Annotated in this window: 22 protein-coding genes and 1 tRNA gene; 15 read left to right on the forward strand and 8 right to left on the reverse strand. The window is 36.7% G+C overall.

All coding sequences use genetic code 11. The features are described 5' to 3' along the window. The first annotated feature begins 16 nt into the window (after positions 1 to 16). A complete protein-coding gene (gene dusB / locus ACFO3O_RS12510) occupies positions 17 to 1012 on the forward strand; it encodes a tRNA dihydrouridine synthase DusB (RefSeq protein ID WP_379979287.1) in 996 nt (331 codons plus the stop codon). A gap of 82 nt (positions 1013 to 1094) precedes the next feature. On the opposite strand, the gene ACFO3O_RS12515 is transcribed toward dusB, so the two are convergent. Further along, on the reverse strand, positions 1095 to 2306 hold the full coding sequence (locus ACFO3O_RS12515) for an ABC transporter permease (RefSeq protein ID WP_379979289.1): 1212 nt from the start codon (positions 2304 to 2306) through the stop codon (positions 1095 to 1097). Beyond that, the gene (gene rbfA / locus ACFO3O_RS12520) at positions 2307 to 2699 is read right to left on the reverse strand and encodes a 30S ribosome-binding factor RbfA (protein WP_379979291.1); all 393 of its coding nucleotides are present in this window, start codon (positions 2697 to 2699) and stop codon (positions 2307 to 2309) included. 101 nt (positions 2700 to 2800) lie between these two features. Here rbfA and mce point away from each other — a divergent pair, with 101 nt between their 5' ends. From mce to ACFO3O_RS12535, 3 genes are all read left to right on the forward strand, one after another. Then, entirely contained in the window at positions 2801 to 3211 is a 411-nt protein-coding gene (gene mce / locus ACFO3O_RS12525) for a methylmalonyl-CoA epimerase (protein ID WP_379979293.1), read from the forward strand. 47 nt (positions 3212 to 3258) lie between these two features. Beyond that, positions 3259 to 3332: transfer RNA gene (locus ACFO3O_RS12530), tRNA-Ile, on the forward strand. Between the two features lie 331 nt (positions 3333 to 3663). Beyond that, positions 3664 to 3879 carry a hypothetical protein gene (locus tag ACFO3O_RS12535; RefSeq protein ID WP_379979295.1) on the forward strand — a complete coding sequence of 72 codons (216 nt, stop codon included), beginning with the start codon at positions 3664 to 3666 and terminating at the stop codon, positions 3877 to 3879. Position 3880: 1 nt separating this feature from the next. Here ACFO3O_RS12535 and ACFO3O_RS12540 read toward each other — a convergent pair whose 3' ends face one another. Next, complete coding sequence (locus ACFO3O_RS12540; protein ID WP_379979297.1) at positions 3881 to 4468, reverse strand: riboflavin synthase; 588 nt, start codon at positions 4466 to 4468, stop codon at positions 3881 to 3883. A gap of 61 nt (positions 4469 to 4529) precedes the next feature. Between ACFO3O_RS12540 and pdxA the strand changes: the two genes are divergently transcribed. From pdxA to accC, 6 genes are all read left to right on the forward strand, one after another. Continuing rightward, the gene (gene pdxA / locus ACFO3O_RS12545; protein WP_379979299.1) at positions 4530 to 5609 is read left to right on the forward strand and encodes a 4-hydroxythreonine-4-phosphate dehydrogenase PdxA; all 1080 of its coding nucleotides are present in this window, start codon (positions 4530 to 4532) and stop codon (positions 5607 to 5609) included. A gap of 110 nt (positions 5610 to 5719) precedes the next feature. Further along, on the forward strand, positions 5720 to 6265 hold the full coding sequence (locus ACFO3O_RS12550) for a YceD family protein (protein ID WP_379979526.1): 546 nt from the start codon (positions 5720 to 5722) through the stop codon (positions 6263 to 6265). A 9-nt stretch (positions 6266 to 6274) separates the two neighbouring features. Beyond that, the gene (rpmF, locus tag ACFO3O_RS12555) at positions 6275 to 6475 is read left to right on the forward strand and encodes a 50S ribosomal protein L32 (protein ID WP_379979301.1); all 201 of its coding nucleotides are present in this window, start codon (positions 6275 to 6277) and stop codon (positions 6473 to 6475) included. Between the two features lie 168 nt (positions 6476 to 6643). Beyond that, positions 6644 to 7639, forward strand: a complete 996-nt coding sequence (locus tag ACFO3O_RS12560) for a beta-ketoacyl-ACP synthase III (protein WP_379979303.1) — start codon at positions 6644 to 6646, stop codon at positions 7637 to 7639. 30 nt (positions 7640 to 7669) lie between these two features. After that, positions 7670 to 8158, forward strand: coding sequence for an acetyl-CoA carboxylase biotin carboxyl carrier protein (gene accB, locus ACFO3O_RS12565; RefSeq protein WP_379979305.1), 489 nt, complete (start codon positions 7670 to 7672; stop codon positions 8156 to 8158). A gap of 102 nt (positions 8159 to 8260) precedes the next feature. Beyond that, positions 8261 to 9613: an acetyl-CoA carboxylase biotin carboxylase subunit gene (accC, locus tag ACFO3O_RS12570; RefSeq protein WP_379979307.1), complete on the forward strand. Its 1353-nt coding sequence runs from the start codon at positions 8261 to 8263 to the stop codon at positions 9611 to 9613. A gap of 93 nt (positions 9614 to 9706) precedes the next feature. On the opposite strand, the gene ACFO3O_RS12575 is transcribed toward accC, so the two are convergent. Then, positions 9707 to 11341, reverse strand: coding sequence for a 4Fe-4S dicluster domain-containing protein (locus ACFO3O_RS12575; RefSeq protein ID WP_379979309.1), 1635 nt, complete (start codon positions 11339 to 11341; stop codon positions 9707 to 9709). A 93-nt stretch (positions 11342 to 11434) separates the two neighbouring features. Beyond that, positions 11435 to 12781 (reverse strand): NAD(P)/FAD-dependent oxidoreductase, encoded by a 1347-nt coding sequence (locus tag ACFO3O_RS12580; protein ID WP_379979311.1) that lies wholly within the window; start codon positions 12779 to 12781, stop codon positions 11435 to 11437. A gap of 260 nt (positions 12782 to 13041) precedes the next feature. Here ACFO3O_RS12580 and ACFO3O_RS12585 point away from each other — a divergent pair, with 260 nt between their 5' ends. From ACFO3O_RS12585 to ACFO3O_RS12605, 5 genes are all read left to right on the forward strand, one after another. Further along, entirely contained in the window at positions 13042 to 13752 is a 711-nt protein-coding gene (locus tag ACFO3O_RS12585; protein ID WP_379979313.1) for a DUF547 domain-containing protein, read from the forward strand. Between the two features lie 94 nt (positions 13753 to 13846). Next, positions 13847 to 14764 carry a hypothetical protein gene (locus ACFO3O_RS12590; protein ID WP_379979315.1) on the forward strand — a complete coding sequence of 306 codons (918 nt, stop codon included), beginning with the start codon at positions 13847 to 13849 and terminating at the stop codon, positions 14762 to 14764. A 335-nt stretch (positions 14765 to 15099) separates the two neighbouring features. Next, the gene (locus ACFO3O_RS12595) at positions 15100 to 16104 is read left to right on the forward strand and encodes a glycoside hydrolase family 113 (RefSeq protein WP_379979316.1); all 1005 of its coding nucleotides are present in this window, start codon (positions 15100 to 15102) and stop codon (positions 16102 to 16104) included. Between the two features lie 215 nt (positions 16105 to 16319). Beyond that, positions 16320 to 17594 carry a POTRA domain-containing protein gene (locus ACFO3O_RS12600; RefSeq protein WP_379979318.1) on the forward strand — a complete coding sequence of 425 codons (1275 nt, stop codon included), beginning with the start codon at positions 16320 to 16322 and terminating at the stop codon, positions 17592 to 17594. Positions 17595 to 17645: 51 nt separating this feature from the next. Beyond that, on the forward strand, positions 17646 to 18896 hold the full coding sequence (locus ACFO3O_RS12605; protein WP_379979320.1) for a POTRA domain-containing protein: 1251 nt from the start codon (positions 17646 to 17648) through the stop codon (positions 18894 to 18896). A gap of 351 nt (positions 18897 to 19247) precedes the next feature. Here the strand turns inward: ACFO3O_RS12605 and ACFO3O_RS12610 are convergent, their stop codons facing one another. From ACFO3O_RS12610 to arsM, 3 genes are all read right to left on the reverse strand, one after another. Further along, complete coding sequence (locus ACFO3O_RS12610) at positions 19248 to 19967, reverse strand: TIGR04283 family arsenosugar biosynthesis glycosyltransferase (protein WP_379979322.1); 720 nt, start codon at positions 19965 to 19967, stop codon at positions 19248 to 19250. A gap of 6 nt (positions 19968 to 19973) precedes the next feature. Continuing rightward, positions 19974 to 20909, reverse strand: coding sequence for a DUF547 domain-containing protein (locus ACFO3O_RS12615; protein WP_379979324.1), 936 nt, complete (start codon positions 20907 to 20909; stop codon positions 19974 to 19976). 190 nt (positions 20910 to 21099) lie between these two features. Further along, positions 21100 to 22068 carry an arsenosugar biosynthesis arsenite methyltransferase ArsM gene (gene arsM / locus ACFO3O_RS12620; protein ID WP_379979326.1) on the reverse strand — a complete coding sequence of 323 codons (969 nt, stop codon included), beginning with the start codon at positions 22066 to 22068 and terminating at the stop codon, positions 21100 to 21102. Positions 22069 to 22140: the final 72 nt, after the last annotated feature.

The following is a 22140-nucleotide window of genomic DNA, read 5'->3' on the forward strand; positions in this document are numbered from 1 at the left end:
AAGTTTACAAGAAAAAATGACAAAAATTGGAGATATAGACGTAGGGGATTTTCCGTTGTTACTAGCACCTATGGAAGATGTGAGTGATCCGCCTTTTCGCGCATTATGTAAAGAGCAAGGGGCAGATGTGGTATATACGGAGTTTATCTCTTCAGAGGGATTGATACGTGACGCGGCAAAAAGCGTTATGAAATTAGACATTTATGAGAAAGAACGTCCCGTAGGGATTCAGATTTTTGGAGCGGTGATGGAGTCGATGCTTAAAAGTGTAGAAATTGTCGAAGCAAGCGGCCCTGATATCATCGATATTAATTTTGGATGTCCCGTGAAAAAAGTGGTTTCCAAAGGTGCAGGTGCAGGGATTCTTAAGGATATTGATTTGATGGTCAAGCTTACGGAAGCCATGGTCAAGCATACCAAACTTCCTGTCACGGTAAAAACACGCCTGGGGTGGGATCATGATAGTATCAAGATTGTTGAGGTGGCAGAACGATTACAAGATGTAGGGTGTGCGGCAATTTCTATACACGGACGGACGCGTGCACAAATGTATAAAGGGGATGCGAACTGGCATCCTATTGCAGAGGTCAAGAATAACCCTAGAATGCATATCCCTGTCTTTGGGAATGGCGATGTGAACACCCCAGAACGCGCTGTTGAGATGCGAGATAAATTTGGTCTAGATGGAGCAATGATAGGAAGAGCAAGTATTGGCTATCCTTGGTTTTTTAAGGAAGTAAAACACTACATGGCAACGGGAGAAAAATGCAAACCTCCTACGATGGAAGAGCGTATTGAAGCTGCAAGGCGTCATTTGCAAATGTCTATCGATTGGAAAGGCGAAGTGTTAGGTGTTTTTGAAACCAGGCGTCATTACACGAATTATTTTAGAGGAATTCCTCACTTTAAAGAATACCGCATGAAACTCGTCACAAGTGATCATAGTGAAGATGTATTTGCTGCTATGGATCTTATTGAAAAAGAGTTTGCAGGGTACGAGTTTACTCAATAATTGAGATTTAATGCTCCAGGGCTTGTCACGAAATTAAATGGATTTTTCTTTGAAATATCTCGTGGGCTTCTCCCAAGTTGGTTTACTGCTTAGATAAGAAGTTGTTAGTTATTCTGCTAGAAGCGAGTTTTGCTGCAAAAACCCCTAGAACAAGAATCGTTGCATATACGATCACCACATTTAAAAATTCAAAACGTATTGGATAAGGCAAGGATGCTGTGATGTTCACAATACCAAACTGTTGTTGTATAAAAACAATAATACTCCCAAGTAAGACACCTATGCCGCCTCCTATCACAATCATAAGTGCACCCTGGTAGAAAAAGCTTTTGCGGATATCGCTGAGGGAGGCTCCGAGATCAGAAAATGTTTTGATATGATTTTTTTTATCAATGATACTCATGATCATACTTCCTACAAAGCTAAATAGGGCAATAATAAGGACGAGGGTGCATATAAAATAGAGGGCTAAGTTTTCTGTATTCAGCATTTTGTAAAGCGCATCGTTCAGTTCTGCTCTGTTTTTAATGCGTATGCTATCTGGAAAAACAGCCAGTAATGCTGTTCTTACTTTTGACTCGTCTGCGTCGGGGGTAAGCTTGATTTCTATAGTGCTTATTTTGTCTACTGGATATTCTAATAAGTCACCCACAAAGTCAATATTTGCAAAAAGATGGTCGTTGTCAATAGATTCACCCGCTTGGAAAATACCACTTGCTACCGCACTAGATCTGTTGAAAGCATTTGATAAATCAGAGGCGGTAATTTGTCCTGTGCCAGGTCTTGGAACCATAATGCGTAACAAGTTTCCATAGTCACTCATTGCTATGGATAGTCTGCGTCTTATACCGTAGCCTATCGCTACTTCAGGTTCTCCCAAGCTAGGCCAAAAGCCAGCAAACAAGGTAGTGTCTATAGTGCTTACTTTTAAATAATTTTCGTCAACACCTTTTATAAACCCAAGATGTGTTTTGCCATCATATTCTAGATATACGCGTTCTTCAATGACCTTGGAAAAGTTTTCTATTCCTGCTATAGAAGCTATTTTTTTTTCTTGCTCTGGCGTGATCGTGATTGTTTTTCCTGTACTTGGAGAAACTTTAAGATCTGGATCTATGATGGAAGTTACAGAAATATTATATTCTTTAAGTCCAGCAAAAGCAGACAGTACAATCACAAGTACTGCAGTGGCTATGATCACACTTACGATAGAAATGATGGTAATGATATTAATAGCGTTTGTGCCACTTTTTGAAAAGAGGTAACGCTTTGCAATATATAAAGGAAACCGCATCTACGATTTTTTTCTTTTCTCTAATAAAGAAGGGTCTTGAATAGGATTATCAACGCCTTTAAGAGATCTGTCGATCCCTTCCATGTATTCTAGTGAGTCATCAATATAAAATTGTAACTCTGGCATACGTCTTAGTTGATGACGGGTACGTTGTGAGATCTCATGTCTGATTTTGGTTTTGACTAAATTGAGCTCTCTGAGCATATTGGCTGCTTCAGCATTTGGAAAAACACTGATGTATACTTTGGCTATGGAAAGATCTGTGGGAACTTTTACTTTTGAAACAGAAACAATAATTCCTCGATGACCACTATCTCGCAATGCATTTTGTAATACATCGGCAAGATCTTTTTGTAAAACGCCCGCTACTTTCTTCTGTCTGTTAGATTCCATAAGGCAAAAATACACTTTTTATAGATTGTGTTACTTTTGTAGAGCATGTTTTAATAAGATATACGCTTTCGCGAAAGCGTACTCATAAAGAAATAAACGAAATGGATAAGATAGAACACATAGGAATCGCTGTAAAAGATCTTGATGTCTCTAATAAAATATATGAAAAGCTATTAGGTAAGTCTCATTATAAGATCGAAGAAGTATTGTCTGAGGGAGTGAAAACTTCTTTTTTTGAAGTAGGACCTAATAAAATTGAACTTCTTGAAGCCACACGAGAGGATAGTCCCATCGCAAAATTTATAGAAAAAAAAGGGGAGGGGATTCATCATATTGCTTTTGCTGTAAAAGATATAGAATTGGAGATGGCTCGACTTAAAAAAGAAGGGTTTATATTGCTTAATGAGAAGCCTAAGCAAGGGGCTGATAATAAACTTGTAGCGTTTATTCATCCCAAGACGGCTGGGGGTGTTTTGGTAGAATTATGTCAAGAAAACAATAATAAGCACTAAAATTCTTTGCGCTATTGAGTATTTGTTTTAGATTTGCACCCGTTTTCGGTCCCATAGCTCAGTTGGTTAGAGCATCTGACTCATAATCAGAGGGTCCTTGGTTCGAGCCCAAGTGGGACCACTTTTTTTAATGTAATAGAAAACCTTTTTAATAATTATATCGTATATAATAAAAAAGTTTTTTAAATGCATTTTTTTATAACCATCATACGTGTAAAACAATAGTTTAAATTACTTTTACACCTATGATGTTTTTTTGTGAATATAAATTGGAGATTATGTTTGAGTAAAAAAAACAAGTATTTTCTTGTTTTTACCGATAAAATGCTTAATATTGCCGATCAAAAGCATAAAACCCAATATACTATTAGTATATTTATAACGTTACAATTAAGTATCTTTTAAATTATATACTTTTGTAGTCTATGAGCCCCAAACTCAAAAACTTACTTATGACAATATCATTTATGATTGTCAGTCTTGCTTCATTAGCACAGAGTGCTGGTAAAGATGGTCCAACGCCTCCACCTCCAAGTCCAGAGGGTAGGATGCCACCGTCTCTGCCAGGTCTTGTGGTTCCTATCGATGAAAATATCCAGGTATTATTAGTTTTAGGATTGATTGTGGGAATAGCGTATTTTTTTAAAAATCGTTTTTCTAAAGCGTAATCTAATACCCCTCTGTAAGTCTTTTTACATATTTTCCTATAACATCAAACTCTAGATTGACCACAGTGTCTTTATCTATATTTTTAAACACAGTATGTTCGTAGGTGTAAGGAATAATAGCGACGCTAAACCCATTTCTTGTAGAATCTACAACAGTTAGACTTACTCCGTTTACTGTAATCGAGCCTTTTTCTATCGTTACGTTGGCTAGTTTTGGGTCATAAGAAAAATCAAATCTCCAACTTCCGTTCTCCTCTTTTCTATTTGTACAAATCCCTGTTTGGTCTACATGTCCTTGTACAATATGTCCGTCCAGTCTTGCGCCTAGAACCATAGCGCGCTCTAGATTTATTTCGTCGTGTACTTTAAGTGTATGTAAATTGGTTTTTTCTAATGTTTCTTTTATCGCAGTAACCGTGTATTGATTGTTGTTAATTGAAATAACGGTTAAGCATACGCCATTATGGGCGACGCTTTGGTCAATTTTAAGTTCTGGGGTGAGTTGACTCTCGACTGTTAAGTGAACATTTTCCTGTTCTTTTTCGATAGTAATAATTTTACCTAAATCTTCGATAATGCCTGTAAACATGAATGACTATAATTTGGTTACTTTTGTGATGTAAAAATACAAAACCCATAGCTGTTATATTATGAAGAAAGATCAAAAAATTAAAGTTGGTATATCTGTAGGGGATCTTAATGGTATAGGAGTAGAAATCGTTTTCAAAACGTTTGCAGAAAGCATGATGTTAGATTTTTGTACGCCTGTGCTATTTGCATCTGTCAAAACACTTTCTTTTGTCAAAAAAATATTGGAGAGTCAGATTAATTTGCATGGCATAGATGAGATATCTAAAGCAGTTGAAGGAAAAATAAATGTATATAATGTATGGAGGGAGCCTGTTAAAATAGCATTTGGCGAAGTGACAGAAGACGCAGGTGCGTATGCATTAAAGTCGTTTGTTGCGGCAACAAAGGCTCTTAAAGAGGGGGAGATAGATGTGTTGGTAACAGCACCCATAAACAAGGCAAATATTCAAACAGAAGATTTTAAATTCCCAGGACATACCGATTACTTAGCTAAAGAATTGAAAGGTGATGCTATGATGCTAATGGTTACAGAAAATCTCAAGGTGGGCCTTTTAACAGATCATGTGGCGGTAAAGGATATCTCGACCCGTATTACTCCTGAAGTGATTACTCAAAAAGTAGATACATTATACAAAACATTGCAACGGGATTTTGGAATTCATATCCCTAAAATAGCCCTGTTAGGAATTAATCCTCATGTCGGAGATAACGGAGTTATAGGAGATGAGGATGATACAGTACTTATTCCTACGCTAGAGAAGATAAGAAACACAGGAAAGATTGTGTATGGGCCTTATGCGGCAGACAGTTTTTTTGGTTCTGGTAATTATAAAAACTTTGATGCCATCCTTGCGGCATATCATGATCAGGGCTTAATTCCTTTTAAAACCCTTTCTTTTGGTAAAGGAGTGAACTACACGGCTGGCTTAGATAAAATTCGCACCTCTCCAGATCATGGAACAGCTTATGAAATAGCAGGTCAGAATAAAGCAGATCATGGTTCTTTTAGAGAAGCTGTTTTTACAGCAATAGATATCTATAAAAAAAGAAAAGATTATGAAGAGTTAACAAAAGATGTGTTGAAGGTTTCCCCAAGAAAATCAGTACACAAGGGGCGTCATGGATCTAAGGAGTCTTAAGTGTAAAACCTAGATGACATAAAAATAAAACGACTATAAATAAAAATATAGTAAGAGGTTTTTAAATTAATAAAATTATGTATCTTTGCACGCTCCTAACGGATGAAGTGATGAAAGATTTGAAACTATTTACCATACAGTATGTAGGTTTAAAAGAAGGAGAGCATAAGTTTGAATATCAAATAGACAAGTCGTTCTTTGATTATTTTGAATTTGATGACTTTAACAGCGTGGCTGTAGATGTAAGTCTTGACTTTGTAAAGAAGTCAACGCTTATGCAGTTGCATTTTAAAGTAAATGGTAGTGTCAATGTAAATTGTGACCTTACTAATGAGCCTTATGATGAACCTATTGAAGGAGAAATTGAGCTTGTAGTAAAGTTTGGTCATGAGTATAATGATGAAAATGAAGAAATTCTTATTTTACCTTATGGTGAATATGAATTGTGCGTTGCTCAGTATATTTATGAACTTATTATTTTATCAGTCCCAAACAAAAGGGTTCACCCAGGCGTTGAAGACGGAACATTAAAATCAGAAATACTAGTGAAGCTTGAAGAATTGAGCTTAGGTAGTAAAAAAGAACAAGAAAATAACGATCAGTCAAATACAGATCCCCGATGGGATTCATTAAAAAAACTATTAACAGATAAATAAGAGTACGTAATGGCACATCCTAAAAGAAAAATCTCAAAAACGAGAAGAGATAAAAGAAGAACACATTACAAAGCTGCTGTACCACAAATAGCTGTAGACCCTACAACAGGAGAAGCACACCTTTACCACAGAGCACACTGGCACGAAGGAAAACTATATTACAGAGGCCAAGTAGTTATTGATAAAAGTGGAGACGAAATAGAAGCATAATAGCCTCCTATCTCTATACAACACAAAACTCTCACAATGTGAGAGTTTTTTTTATAATTGTTTTCGGTAAAAAAAGTTAATTTTTACCTTGTTTTGGTCAAATTTTAGTATTTTTCCCTCCATTTTGTGTCATTCTTGATATAAATTGAATAAACCTAACTGAAGCAAATGAATAAAATCTCAGCGGCAATTACAGCTGTAGGGGCATATGTTCCAGACTATGTACTCACCAATAAGATTTTGGAGACCATGGTAGACACCAACGACGAGTGGATTACGAGTCGAACCGGTATCAAAGAACGTCGTATACTCAAAGAAGAAGGCAAAGGCACCTCTTTTTTAGCTATTCAAGCCGCAAACGATTTGCTCAAAAAAGCAAAGCTCGATCCTCTAGAGATCGATTTAGTGATCGTTGCAACAGCAACGCCCGATATGCCAGTAGCATCTACAGCGGTATATACAGCCACTCAAATAGGCGCAACCAATGCGTTTGCATACGATCTCACAGCAGCATGCTCGAGTTTCTTGTATGGTATGTCTACAGCATCTAGTTATATAGAATCTGGACGTTACAAAAAAGTATTACTCATAGGTGCAGATAAAATGTCTTCTATCATAGATTATACAGATAGAGCTACGTGTATTATATTTGGTGACGGTGCTGGTGCAGTACTTTTTGAGCCCAATCAAGAAGGACTTGGATTACAAGACGAAATTTTAAGATCAGATGGTGTAGGACGTGAGTTCTTAAAGATAGATGCAGGAGGTTCTATACTTCCAGCTTCTCATGAAACCATAAATAATAAACAACATACCGTTTTTCAAGACGGCAAAACAGTATTTAAATATGCTGTTTCTAATATGGCAGATGTAAGTGATAAAATCATGACCCGTAATAACCTAACCGGGGATGATGTAGATTATCTTATTGCTCATCAAGCCAATAAAAGAATAATTGATGCCACCGCAAAACGCATGAAACTTGATGAGGATAAAGTTCTTATCAATATTCATCGCTACGGTAACACAACATCAGCAACTTTACCATTGTTGATGAGTGATTATGAAAACCAACTCAAAAAAGGAGATACTATTATTTTTGCTGCTTTTGGTGGTGGATTTACCTGGGGCTCCATTTATTTGAAATGGGCCTACAACTCCTAAAACAAAAACTAAAAGACTAACAAACGCATTATGGATTTAAAAGAAATTCAAAACCTAATCAGATTTGTTGCAAAATCTGGCGCTAGTGAAGTAAAACTTGAAATGGATGATGTAAAAATCACCATTAAAACAGGCAGTGACGAAGATAGAGTAGCGACAATGGTTCAGCACATGCCTGCCATGGCACCCGTACAAGCTCAAGTGCAACCTGTCGTACAACAGCCAGAAACAGCAGCGCCAGCAACACCAGCAGCGCCAGCAGAAGACGAAAATTCAAAATACATTACCATAAAATCACCTATCATAGGAACATTTTATCGTAAACCATCTCCAGATAAACCCACCTTTGTAGAGGTAGGGGATTCTATTTCTGAAGGAGATGTTCTTTGTGTGATCGAAGCTATGAAACTCTTTAATGAGATAGAAAGTGAAGTCTCTGGAACAATTGTAAAAGTTCTTGTAGATGATTCATCACCAGTAGAGTTTGATCAGCCCTTATTTTTAGTAGATCCATCATAATCCCTTACGGGTATTTTTAATGTATTAGGAGGAGTACGCTTTCGCGAAAGCGGATAATGAATCATTCATAAAAGAATTTTTCCTAAAAATAAATTGAACACTATGTTTAAGAAAATACTTATTGCAAATAGAGGCGAGATCGCTTTGCGTGTTATAAGAACATGTAAGGAGATGGGTATAAAAACCGTAGCTGTATACTCAAAAGCAGACGAAGAAAGCCTTCATGTAAAATTTGCAGACGAAGCTGTGTGTATAGGACCTCCGCCAAGTAGCGAGTCCTATCTTAAAATGGCAAATATCATTGCCGCAGCTGAAATTACAAATGCAGACGCCATTCATCCAGGATATGGATTCCTTTCTGAAAATGCTAAGTTTTCAAAAATCTGTGAAGAACACGATATTAAATTTATCGGAGCAAGCCCAGAGATGATTAATAAAATGGGAGACAAGGCAACAGCAAAAGCGACTATGAAAGCTGCTGGTGTTCCTTGTGTTCCAGGATCTGAAGGAATTATAGAAGACTTTGAAGAGTGTAAAAAACTGGCACTTGAAGTAGGTTATCCAGTAATGCTTAAAGCAACTGCTGGAGGTGGAGGAAAAGGAATGCGTGCCGTTTGGAAAGAGGAAGACTTACTCAAAGCTTGGGAAGGTGCTCGTCAAGAATCAAAAGCAGCTTTTGGAAATGACGGGATGTATATGGAGAAGCTTATTGAAGAGCCACGCCATATAGAAATCCAAATTGTAGGAGACAGCAACGGAAAAGCGTGTCATCTTTCTGAAAGAGATTGCTCAGTACAACGTCGTCACCAAAAACTTACCGAAGAGACACCGTCTCCGTTTATGACAGATAAACTTCGTGAAGACATGGGGAATGCTGCCGTACGCGCCGCTGAATATATCAAATATGAAGGAGCAGGGACTGTTGAGTTTTTGGTAGATAAACACCGTAATTTCTACTTCATGGAAATGAATACGCGTATTCAAGTAGAGCACCCCATCACTGAACAGGTAGTTGATTACGATCTTATTCGTGAGCAAATTCTTGTCGCTGCAGGTGTGCCAATTTCTGGGAAAAATTATTATCCGCAATTACACGCTATAGAGTGTCGTATCAATGCAGAAGATCCGTATAATGATTTTAGACCTTCTCCAGGGCGTATCACTAACTTACATGCTCCAGGAGGGCATGGGGTTCGTATTGATACCCATGTTTATAGTGGCTATATGATACCACCTAATTATGACTCTATGATTGCTAAGCTGATTACAACGGCGCAAACAAGAGAAGAGGCCATCAATAAAATGAAACGTGCATTAGATGAGTTTATCATTGAAGGAATAAAAACAACCATTCCTTTCCACAGACAATTAATGGATCATCCTGACTACATCGCAGGAAACTATACAACGAAGTTCATGGAAGACTTCGAGATGAAACCAGAAGAGAAAAACTAATTTATATAAAAAAGCCAACCGCGAGGTTGGCTTTTTTTATGTGCTTTCGCAAACCTGCCTTGCCAGCAGGCAAGAGCTTATAAAGGGATTTAATTAACTTATTTTCTTATTATTTACATAATCCATCAGATCTACATCATTTCCTAATAACACATCTGTAGGATTGATGCGTCCATCTAAAGGTCCGTTTTCCAATTTAAGCACCCCACGAGGACACACTGCCGAACATACACCACATCCTACACAACTAGAACGGATAATATTTTCTCCTTTCTGAGCATACGCTCTTACATCAATTCCCATCTCACAGTAGGTAGAGCAGTTGCCACAGGAGATACATTGGCCTCCATTGGTTGTAATTCTAAATCTTGATTTGAAACGTTGTACAAAACCTAAATACGCTGCGAGAGGACATCCAAAACGACACCACACTCTGTTTCCGAAAATAGGATAGAATCCAGTACCTATAACACCTGCAAACCAAGCCCCAATAAGAACACTATAGGTGTCTTTAATCCAATTTGAAGGAATCCCTATAAAAGAAGAAGCTCCTGTAAAATAACAATAAAGGGTCACAAGCGTCATCACTAAAGAGAACACTAAAACGGAGTGAATTAACCATCTTTCTAGTTTCCAAGAAATCATTTTTTTGCTAGAATGTTGTCTGTAAGGATCCCCAAGAGTTTCAGCAAGACCACCACAACCACATACCCAGCTACAGTACCATCTTTTTCCAAAAAAGTAAACCATTACAGGAACAATGATCACTGTAAGTACAATACCCCATACGAGTATGAATAATCCGACCCCACCACTATTGATAAGTGAGTCTAAATTCCAGTCAAAGAAGAAGTCATAATCTAATGGAAATGCATTTTTAAAATCATAGGCAGGCATATTAAGGCTGGTCATAATTTCAGGGATTAAAAATGCAATCACAATCTGAAAGAAAAGTACCGATGTGGTTCTTACAATCTGATATTTATTGTGACGATATTTAATATACATGCGTACTGCCATGACGACCATAATCACACAATAAAGGAATCCATAAACAAACCATTGACTAGCCTCTCCGCCACTAAGCGATTTGCTAATGGGGTCTAAAATAAACGTCCAGTTCACCACATAATCTGCCATAAAATATAACAGAATGTAAAAGGTTACTAAGTATATGAGTACTAACCAAGCTATCCAACCACGATTAGTTGCAGGATTATGATACACGCCATTATTTTTTATACCTGGAGGGCCTAATAATTTTAATTGAGGAAGAATAAACAGCAGCGCTCCTAAAATCCCTAGACCAAATGTGAGAAACCACATCAACCCTCTATTCTCGACGATAAATCCTTTTCCAGATTTCTTCGCTAGAGAGAAACTCATCGCTCGGAAATCTTTCTCGTTAATCCTATATTGATATTGCTCGCCTTTCTTGGTCCAGTCCTTTTCAGCATCGTATTTTGCTATAAGGGCATCATAATGGGCGTTGTTTTTTTCTAAGGCTCCTCTCACTTTACTGGAAAAGGTAAAAATATCCATCTGCTCTCCTGTAATGACAGCGTCTTGTAATTCTTTTTCTAGCAATTCATTTTTGATGCCTTTGCTTTCTAGAAACGTAGTTAAATCTGACTGTTTGAGTTCAAAACTTCCTAGAAAAATGGATCCTGAAAATAGGGTTAGTCCCATAAGGAATATAGCTAGACCTATATATGTTAATGCTTTCATAGTTGGTGTTTTCTTAAAGTACGCTTTAGCGAAACTTGCCTTTCGACAGATAGAAGCGTATAAAACTTATTTATATAATAATTGATAATGAGTTTAGACTTTACTGAATATACGAGCCCAACTTTTTGATTTTACACGGATCTCTTTGTTGTATTCTTTATTGTAGTGAGCCACAATGTCTTTTTCAAAGAGGGTGTAAAATTCTGGATCAAAGTTAGCGTCCTTTAAATGCTCCAGCACATAATCTGTAGAACGCTCTTCTGTCAACCATCTGTCAAAAATCTCGTGTCGCATTCTAATACCAAAGGTGTTGATTCCTATAAATTTTCCAGACTCACTATCTGTATTAATGGTGATACATTTGGTGTCATCTTCGTGTTTCCAATGGAAATGAGTTTCGTTTTCTCTAGGTTTTGAATATACCCAGCCATACGTTTGGTACTCAATATCAATAAATTTTGCGCTATTAAACCAGTGACCAGGGTTATATGCTAACGGATTTCCACAAATAGTTTGCGCTACTGTTTCTCCCATCATACGCCCTGTATACCAAACGGCTTCTATAGGACGTCTGCCATTAATCCCTTCATGTTGCTCTGCACAATCGCCTATTGCATAAATATCAGGAATATTCGTTTCCAACATAGGATTTACCTTGATTCCTCTTCCGAGTTCGATACCGCTGTTTTTTAAGAAATCAATATTGGGAGACACTCCAGCCGTAAGTCCGACGACGGTGCAAGGGAGTTCTTCTCCTGTTTCTGCAATCACGACTGCGCGCACATGTCCATTTTCATCAGGTAAGATTTCCTTGAGATTTGTTCCTAATCGTAAATCGATATGATTGCTTTTGATGTGGCGATTAAGCATCGCACTCTCTCCTTCGGGTAAAACGCCACTCCAAAAACTATTCTCACGCACTAAAAATGTCACAGGGATATCACGAGAATGCAGCATTTCTGCTAGTTCTATCCCAATAAGACCTCCTCCTACAATCACAGCGCGTTTACACGCTTCGTTGTCAGGAGCATTTTTTTCAAGCATATCAAGATCTTGTTTTGAGTACATGCCTTGCACGCCTTTTAAATCCTGACCTGGCCAACCAAATTTATTAGGTTTTGACCCCACAGCAAGCACTAATTTGTCATAAGACATACTACTCCCGTCGGCAAATTGTAATTGCTTATTGGCATGATCTACAGTTTGTACAAAAGCACGTTTGAGATCAATCCTGTTTTTTTTCCAGAAATAATCCTCATAGGGTTTTGTATGCTCATATTTCATGTGCCCCATGTAGATATACATAAGTGCCGTACGAGAAAAAAAATGATCGGTTTCTGCAGAAATGATAGTAATTTTTTTGTCAGATAATTTTCGGATGTGTCGAGCAGTGGTTACACCCGAAATTCCGTTACCTATAATAACGATATGTTCTTCCATATAGTTGTTGGTTGTTTTTTTGCTTTCGCGAAAGCTGAAAAAGAAGCATTCACGATAGATTCCTGTATAAGGTCGTTTTAAAGATACAGAACTTAATAATATGACGTATTTAGAATAATTTTAAATAGGAGTCGTATCTGTAAGGTTTGCGCTGTTTTTACGTCGTGAATTTTTTTTAAGGGGAAAGTAAATTTGACAAGTAATTCTGTAAGACAAAAGAATTGCTAGCGACAGAAGCCAACATGAAAAATAATTATCAAATGAAACAAATAGCCGCTCTTATTGCCCTCTTATTTGTCGCTATGAGCTACGGACAAAATGTCGATATTTTTGTAAATAAAGCAAATTCTTTTTTTAGTACACACATTAAAAATGGACGTGTAGATTATAAAGCTATTAAGAATAATCCAACAACATTAAACGAACTTATATCACTAGCAAAAGAAGTTCGTGTGTCAAAAAACAATCCAACATCGTATCAAGCATTTTGGATTAACGCCTACAATATCAGTGTGATAAAAGGAATCGTAGAAAACTATCCAGTAAAACAGCCCTTAGCTATTAAAGGCTTCTTTGATAAGACTACGTATGAGCTAGGAGGCGTCAAAACAACCTTAAATGATCTCGAAAACAATCTTCTTAGAAAAGTCTTTCCTCAAGAAGCACGTTTTCACTTTGTGCTTGTCTGTGCAGGTTTAGGATGCCCTCCCATAATTAATGAAGCCTATACACCTACAAAACTAGAAACACAACTCCAAAGACAAACAACCATCGCACTCAATAACCCTAACTTTATTAAGCTAAAAGGGAATAAAGTGCAACTTTCACAAATTTTTGAATGGTATAAAGGAGATTTTACACAACAAGGAAGCGAAATTGAGTACATCAATACCTTCAGAAAAGAAGCCATTCCAACGAATGCAAAAGTGTCTTATTATCCGTATGATTGGACATTAAATGAAGTAAAATAACAACGATACATATATTACATTTTTAAAGTCTTCCTGCCTGATGTATTGCTATGAATACATCGGGTTAAGGAAGCACAAATTCCAAAAAAAAACTATGAAAACTATTTTTACACTTGCATTCGTGATAGCATGCACCTTAGGAGCTTTTGCTCAAGATGATACCAACAACGATCAAAGCGGATCTGTTATACAAAACTTAACACCTTCAAAATTGATAGGAAAAGGACAGGTAGACGTCAAATGGTTCAATAATTTATTTACGCAAACTCGAAATGCAGATGTCAATGGTGATGTCTCAGCGGTACCACGAGGAAACTTTTTTACTTCTACCTTAGACTTCTTTTATGGAGTATCTGATAATCGCCGAGTGAGTATAGGGGCTATTCTTGAGTTTCGATCTAATACTGTAGGAGGGCGTGGTGCTTTTGATGTTTTTAGTTTTGACGGGGAGCGCGGATCTGCTCGTAGCGGTTTAACAAGTATAGCGCCTAGTATCAAATATGTGCCTTTCTCAAGTTTGAGCAGCTTTTCTATCCAGAGTAGTATTGTGATCCCACTAATTAATAGCGAATTTGAAAATGGGGTGTTTTTAGATGAAGATGCATTTGTTCTTCAAAATAGATTCTTTTATGATCTTCCATTGGGAACTTCAAAAGAATGGCAATTGTTTTTTGATGTAAATACCGAGTATAATTTTGGTGGGGATTTAGTTTTTACAGATGATGGTAGGTCTAATGGTAGTTTTGCTAGCAATAGTTTAAGAGTAACACCAGGAGCTTTTTTGAGTTATTTTCCAAGTTCTAAGTTTACAGCACAGGTATTTGCACAACATTTCCAATTAATATCATTTAATGAAGATGGCTTTGAGCAAGACTTAACAGCAGTAGGTGCAGGGGCAAAATATCAACTCACAGAATCATTGAATTTTGAAGTATTGTGGAGTTATTTTGCTAGAGGGAATGATACAGGTTTAGGAGAATCTTATAACTTCGGACTTCGTTATGTTCTTTAAAAAATAAGTACATCGCCTAGTTAGTTTTTCCTCACTTTCTAGGCTATCGTATCTGAAAGGTCTCGCAAAGTTTGAAACCGGTTATATAGACTTTGCGGGCCTTATTAGTGAAACGCTGTTCTGCAAAGTCTTAAAGACGTATACAAAATGGTTAGTTATACTCCTGCCCGTCCGGCAGGCGGGAATCCCGCTTTTCAGTGGGATCTATGGTTTAATGCCCTTTATTTTTAACTGTAAAACCCAAATCCTATTAGGATTTTGCTTTTTTATAGTAAGTTGATGTGAATTTAGTATCATTGTATTTATATATGATTGTAAATTGATTTCAAAAAGCCATGTGTCCTCATCTTCGTTTTCTTGTTTTATTTGTTTTTGTCGTAAAGGCAAGCTTTGTGAATGCTCAAAAAATTAATGGGATTAGTTTTGTGGCTTCACGAGATAAAGTCACTCAAGAAAACGTGTCACCTGTAGTTCAACTGGGAGCTAATTATGCCGCAGTGATGCCGTTTGGTTTTATTAGGTCTGTAGACAGCCCTACTGTTGTGTATAATACAGATAGACAGTGGTACGGAGAACGTTTAGAAGGTGCAAAAAGCTATATCGAGCTCTTGCAAGCTAATGATATTAAGATCCTGTTGAAACCTCAATTATGGATTTGGCGAGGGGAATATACGGGATACCTTACCATGGAAACAGAAGAAAATTGGAAAATACTAGAAGCTTCCTATACTGCATTCATTCTGGAGTATGCAAAATTAGCGCAAGAAACAAATACTGATATTTTTTCTATCGGAACAGAACTTGAACAATTTGTAGTGAATCGCCCTGGGTATTGGAAATCCCTTATCAAAAAAATTAAAACGATATACAAAGGAAAACTTACATACGCATCCAATTGGGATGAATATAAACGTGTTCCTTTTTGGGATCAACTAGACTATGTTGGGGTTGATGCCTATTTTCCATTATCCGAAATGCAAACTCCAACCATAGAAAGTGTCATCGATGGATGGCGATGGTGGAAAGGGGAACTTGCTACATTTTCAAAAACACACAACAAAAAGATTTTATTTACAGAGTGGGGGTATCGTAGTGTGGATTTTTCGGCAAAAGAACCTTGGACAACAGATCGTACCATCACAAACGTAAACCTCGAAGCACAAGCAAATACGACGAAAGCAACTTTTGAAGCATTGTGGAATGAAGATTGGTTTGCGGGAGGATTTATATGGAAATGGTTTATTAATCATTCTGAATCTGGTGGAAGTGATAACAACAGATTTACACCTCAAAATAAACCTGCAGAAGCTATTATTAAAACTTACTACACTAAGAAGTAACAGGTAATTGTCATCACCAATACACTGGTTTTTTATTAGATTTTTTCTTTATATGCTTTCGCGAAAGCGGAATACTTCCCTTTTAAAATGTAAAAATAGCTTGTTTGAAATGATCATTTTTAGCGTGGTTAAGACTTCTTTATATTTATGATGCCCTTCTGTAATTATCTACAATAGATCTCGTCTAAAAATCCTGTACTTCAAAAAAAAACACTATGAGAAAAACCATCGTATGGTTGGTTTTAATGATCACTTCTTTTGCAATTTCTCAAGAAGCTATTATTACAAAAATTGAAATAAACGGACTCAAACGAACCAAAGAGTCCTTCCTGCGAAGATTAATAAAAGTCAAGCCGGGAAGTGTGTATGACGCTATAAAAGTGGCCACCGATATAGATCGTCTTAATAGACTTGCTGGAATTGCAAATGCAACATCAGCAATTGTTAAAAATTCTGAAACAGACTATACACTTACCTATACAATTGTAGAAAATTTTACAATTATTCCTGGCATTCGGGTGTCGCAAGCTAATAATGATGATGATGTTGCCTTTAGACTTTCTGCATTTGAATTTAACCTTTTTGGGCGCGGACAGATTGCAGGAGGTTTTTACTCTAGGGATGTCTTTGACTCTTACGGTGTTTTTTGGGAAGCACCTTTTTTATTTACTAATAAATTAGGAATCGGAATTAACTATCAAGATAATATCACATTTGAACCTATTTTTAAGGATAGCAAGGATATTTCGGAAGATTTTAGATTTCAGAATAGAGCTTTTCAAGCGAGTTTGATTTATGAATTTGATTTTCATAACAGAGCAGAAATAGGATTTACGATAGGGAGTCAGGATTATGAGGTGCAACCAGATCAAATAGATTTAGGGCTTCCAGATCAGTTAGAGGCGAATAGTGTAGGTGTTATAAGTGAGTATGAGTATAATAATTTAGACATAGAGTATCAGTATATTTCTGGATTTAGAAACCAAGCAAATGCACAGTATATATTTAATTCGGGGAGTGAAGAATTTTTAGAAGATGCTTTTGTAGGAACCAATGACTTAGAATATTTTTATAGAATCGGAAAACGAGGAAACCTAGCCAATAGATTACGTTTGTCCTTTACTTCAAATAGAGATTCTCCTTTTGCGCCTTTTGCTTTAGATAATCAAATTAATATTAGAGGTGTAGGCAATACAGTAGATCGTGGGACCGCTTCTGTAGTTTTTAATACAGAATACAGGCATACACTTTTAGAGAAAGGATGGTTTGTGATTCAAAGTAATGCTTTTATAGATGCAGGTTCTTGGCGTACCCCAGGGAATGATATCAATCAGCTTTTTGATGGGAGTACTATCAGGGTTAACCCAGGATTGGGAGTTCGTTTTATACATAAGCGTATTTTTAATGCTGTCATTAGATTGGATTATGGGTTTGGATTAGGAGAAAATGAAACTAGTGGACTCGTATTTGGGATTGGTCAATTTTTTTAAAATAAACAAGCGTATATATTCTGGATATAACGGATCATGCTTAAAAACTCAATGTTAGTACTCTTTGTTTTGTGCTTATCTTATCATGGATATGCTCAGGAGTACTATATAGCCGATGTAAAAGTGCAAGGGAATAAACGTCTCAAGAGTTCTTTTGTAAGGTTGATAAGTGATGCAAAACAAGGCAAGGTTTTAGATTCTACGGTTTTAGAACAGGATATTATCAGATTAAAACGTCTTCCAGCGGTCTCCCATGCGTATTATCAGGTTTTTCATTCTCATGATAATTATTATAATGTTTTTTATAATATAGAAGAGAATTTTACGATTAACCCACAGCTTAATGTTTATACCACTAATGATGATGAGTTTGCATATAGAGTAGGACTTTATGAGTTTAATACGTTAGGTAGAAATATTGCTTTTGGAGGTTTTTATCAAAAGGATATTTTTGATTCTTTTGGAATTAATTTAAGAACTCCTTTTCTCTTTAATAATAAACTGGGCATTGCCATTAATTTTCAAAGTTTAACAACACAGGAACCTGTATTTTTAGAAGAAGGCATTGCCGATTATAGGTACAACAATACTTCTTTTGAATTTTTGGGATTGTATGCCTTTAATTTCCGGCATCGTATAGAAACGGGTGTCACTATTTTTACAGAAGATTATGACTATTTGTTCGGAGTAACCAGTGATAATGTACCTCAAGAACTTGTCGTAGATAAGTTGCTTTTTAAAGGGGTCTACGAATATGATTCTTTAGACTATTATTACCAATACACTAATGGTTTTAAGAGTACGTTTAACATTCAATATGTGATAGCCAGTAATGAGACATTACCTGATTTTTTAATCTGGTGGAATGATTTTCAATACTTTTTAAAAGTTGGGCAAAAAGGTAATTGGGCTAACCGATTGCGTTTAGGTTTAGCGACCAATGACGATTCTCCTTTTGCCCCTTTTTCAGTAGATAATAACTTGAATGTACGGGGCGTTGGAAATACCATTGACCGTGGTACAGGTGTGATTGTGTTAAACACAGAGTATCGCTATACGTTTCTGGATAAACCCTGGTTTGCTATTCAGGGAAATGCTTTTATAGATGCTGGGAGTTGGCGCAATCCCGGCGGAGACCTAGGAGACTTTGGTGATGATCAGAATCTAAGGGTGTATCCAGGAATAGGGATGCGATTTATTCATAAAAAAATATTTAATGCTACTTTTAGAGTGGATTATGGATATGGGATTACGCCAAGTGCTACAAGTGGACTCGTCTTCGGAATTGGTCAGTATTTCTAGCCATAGTAACCAAAGCAATCTTATTTTTTTATAAAAACAAAGCTTCCTCTGAATGTGAAATCATCGGCGATTATATTTTCTTTTAAGCTTTTAAAGATAGAGCGGGGTGATTTATGCTTTCAGATGTTTATAGTACGCTTTCGCGAAAGCATACTCACCTCTTTTTGAAATAGAAGAGCGTTTATCAATTAAATTCATTCAAATTGTAAATCTTTACTCCTTATACCAATTTAGTTTTATCATATTTTTAATTTGAAATATAAGTACATCAGAAACGAATTATAGCAAGCATTTTATGGCTAAATTGTTATTAATCAAGATAGTTTCGTTTTGTTATTCATTGCAGTAAACCTAAGAAACAATGTTCTTTTTATAATACTCGTGTAGTTCTTCGGCTGACGCGCCAAACCATTTTTTTATGTAAATAGCCCAAAAATGGTATTGTAACTTCCAAATGCCATTAGTTTTGTAGCGTCTAGAAGAGGTTGTAATTTTCTTGTTAATGACTGTAAATTGATTACGAGCATATAATTTATTGATAAGGTCGTTATCTTCATAAATAATAAAATGTTCATCAAATTTCCCGAGTTCTTCAAATAGATCTTTGGTGATAAACTGACTTTGGTCACCTCCTCGACAAGCTCTCCAAGAAAATTGAGTAAGCCAACTAGCAAGACGTAGCCACCAGTGATTACTATCAAAACGCATTCTGAAGCATCCTGCAAGATTCCCTTTTGATATTTCGCCGACGATGTCTTGGTCGTAGCCTTTTGGAGGAAAGCTATCTGCGTGTAAAAAATAGAGAATCGTTCCTTTTGCATTAGTAGCTCCTGCATTCATTTGCTTTGCACGTCCTTTAGGAGCTGTGATCACCCTAATATAATCTATGTTATTTTGTTGGATATATTTCTGGATGATAGTAGGTGTATGATCATCACTTCCGCCATCTACGATAATCATTTCGATAGGAGTTTTTGCTGTTTTATTAGCAGCTAGATGCTTCAAAAGCCGAGAGATATTCTCGGCTTCATTGAGCGTTGGGATAATGATCGAAATTTTGGGTGTTCCCAAAGGTGTTTATTTATTAAGTGACCAATTATACTCTTTATATTTCTTTTTTGCATTAGATGCAATCTGGGTATCAGAATACTGATTTAAAAAATCAATAACAGACCCGTTGGTTTTAAAATCTTTAGCAAACCAATTAAAAATCTCTGAGATTTCAATGCTATTAGGTGTTATTGTATTACGTTGTGTATCATTTACAAAACGTCTTGCTAGCGTATCTAATTGTGCATCTACTTTTTGAGCTGTAAAGGCTTCGTTTAACAAAGGCGGACAGGAGAAGGATGCACAGTTGATCCCGAAATGAATCCGAGCATCTCCCATTTTTCGTAAAATCTTATGTTCAATTTCATTAAGATTGTAGTATTTGTCTCCTAATTTCCAGAAGCGCTGTCCCCAAGGATCTTTAATATCTTTAATACTTTCCAGAGGGTAATTACGCAGGATCAGATCTACAGTCATGGCATTGTAGGCGTTCATCCAATAAGCAAGCTTGTCTTCTGTAGTCCATGCATCTGTAGGCATGTTTTCTCCTAAGGCTTTGATATAATTTCTAAGCGTATTCCAATTTCTTTTAAAGCCTTCATAGTTTACATTTCCCTCATTAGAGACATATGTTGCGACGAGGTTGTTGTAATTTGTATGATCAAAGGCTTCTAAAGGTATTTTGTCTGGAACAGATGTGTCAGCTACGGTCTCATTCTCGTCGTGGGTTTTTGTATCTGTATTTTGAGGTGTTGAAATCTCCTTCTGAGGCTCTTTTTTTGGTGTTTCCATGATATCTTTTTCAACCTCTGGTGCTTCGCGTTCAATGACGGTTTCTTTTTCAGCCTTTTCTTCAACAGTAGCCACTTGTTTTATTTGCTCTGTGTTGACTATTTTTTTGCTTCCGCCACAAGCAATAAGTGTGCAAGCCAATAGAATTCCTGTAAGTATGTGATATTTCATGGGTTTGATTTTCGAGGTCTATTTTTAAATAACTGTTTTTATCAGCATAGATTCTGCACTAGTAGTCCAAAATGTACGCCATACTTTACATTCTATATTGATTTATTTCTTACCCCCTTTTATTTTATACATCAAAAGAGGATAACATATAACAGCTATCCTCTTTTGATGTATAAATTACACATAAATATTAGCAACAGCCCCCTCCATCGTAATGATACGTAGACTCACTTATAAAAATATCATTGCGTCCTAGGTCTGCGATCGCTTGTGCTGTTTTATCACAAATAGCTAGTGGCTGATTTTTTAAAAGAATATGTCCTTTTTTGTCATCAAAATAATCTTCACGGCCATAGTAAATAGCTGCTTTTCCAGTAAAGATACACGGGCCATCTTCTGGCATAGGATCTTTAATGGCTGCAATTTCAATAGACTCTATATAGATGAGTTCGTCTGTAGGGTAATCACCAGGATTTAAGATACGATAGGGTTTACGGGCTCTGATCTCTATGGTTCCAAAACCTACATCTGTCAATGCTTTTACATATTCGGCGATAGGGAGACTACCACTAAGACAAAGTGCACGTAATCTATCATCGTTACGTAGCTCATCATTCATAGGTTGCTCACAGGTAGGGTCACTCATGACGAGACGGCCATGAGGTTTTAATACGCGGTACATCTCTTCAATTGCCTTTTTCAAATCCTCAGCTTTGAATATGTTGAAAAGACAATTTTGTGCTGCTACATCAATGGTATTGTCAGCTACGGGTAGGTTAAGAGCATCTCCTTTTTTGAGATCCACAAATTCACTTTTAAACCAAGGATTCATGGCTTCAGCTTCTATGAAGTTTTTACGCGACGCTTCTAACATTTCATCGACAACATCTACACCTACAACACCTCCTTTGTGTCTATTAAAATAGGCGAATTGTAGGAGTTCCATGCCTCCTCCAACACCTACATATAGCATTTTAGGTTCGTTGGTTAGATCTCTTGCATTTACGGTACTACCACATCCGTAATTCATTTCTTGCATGATTCTAGGGATTTTTAACCCAGGTAGTTCCCAAATGGGATTTGTTGTGCAACAAAGCCCTATGTCTGGGGTGAGTGCAGCTTCTTTATATACATCTACGGTGGCATCTAAATAACTCATATTCTTGTGTGTTTTTACTCGGTAATCGAGGTTTAGTACTCCGAGGCTTGTCTCGAAATTGAATGTTTTTTT

Source organism: Dokdonia ponticola (genome assembly GCF_042653865.1).
GTDB classification, from domain to species: domain Bacteria; phylum Bacteroidota; class Bacteroidia; order Flavobacteriales; family Flavobacteriaceae; genus Dokdonia; species Dokdonia ponticola.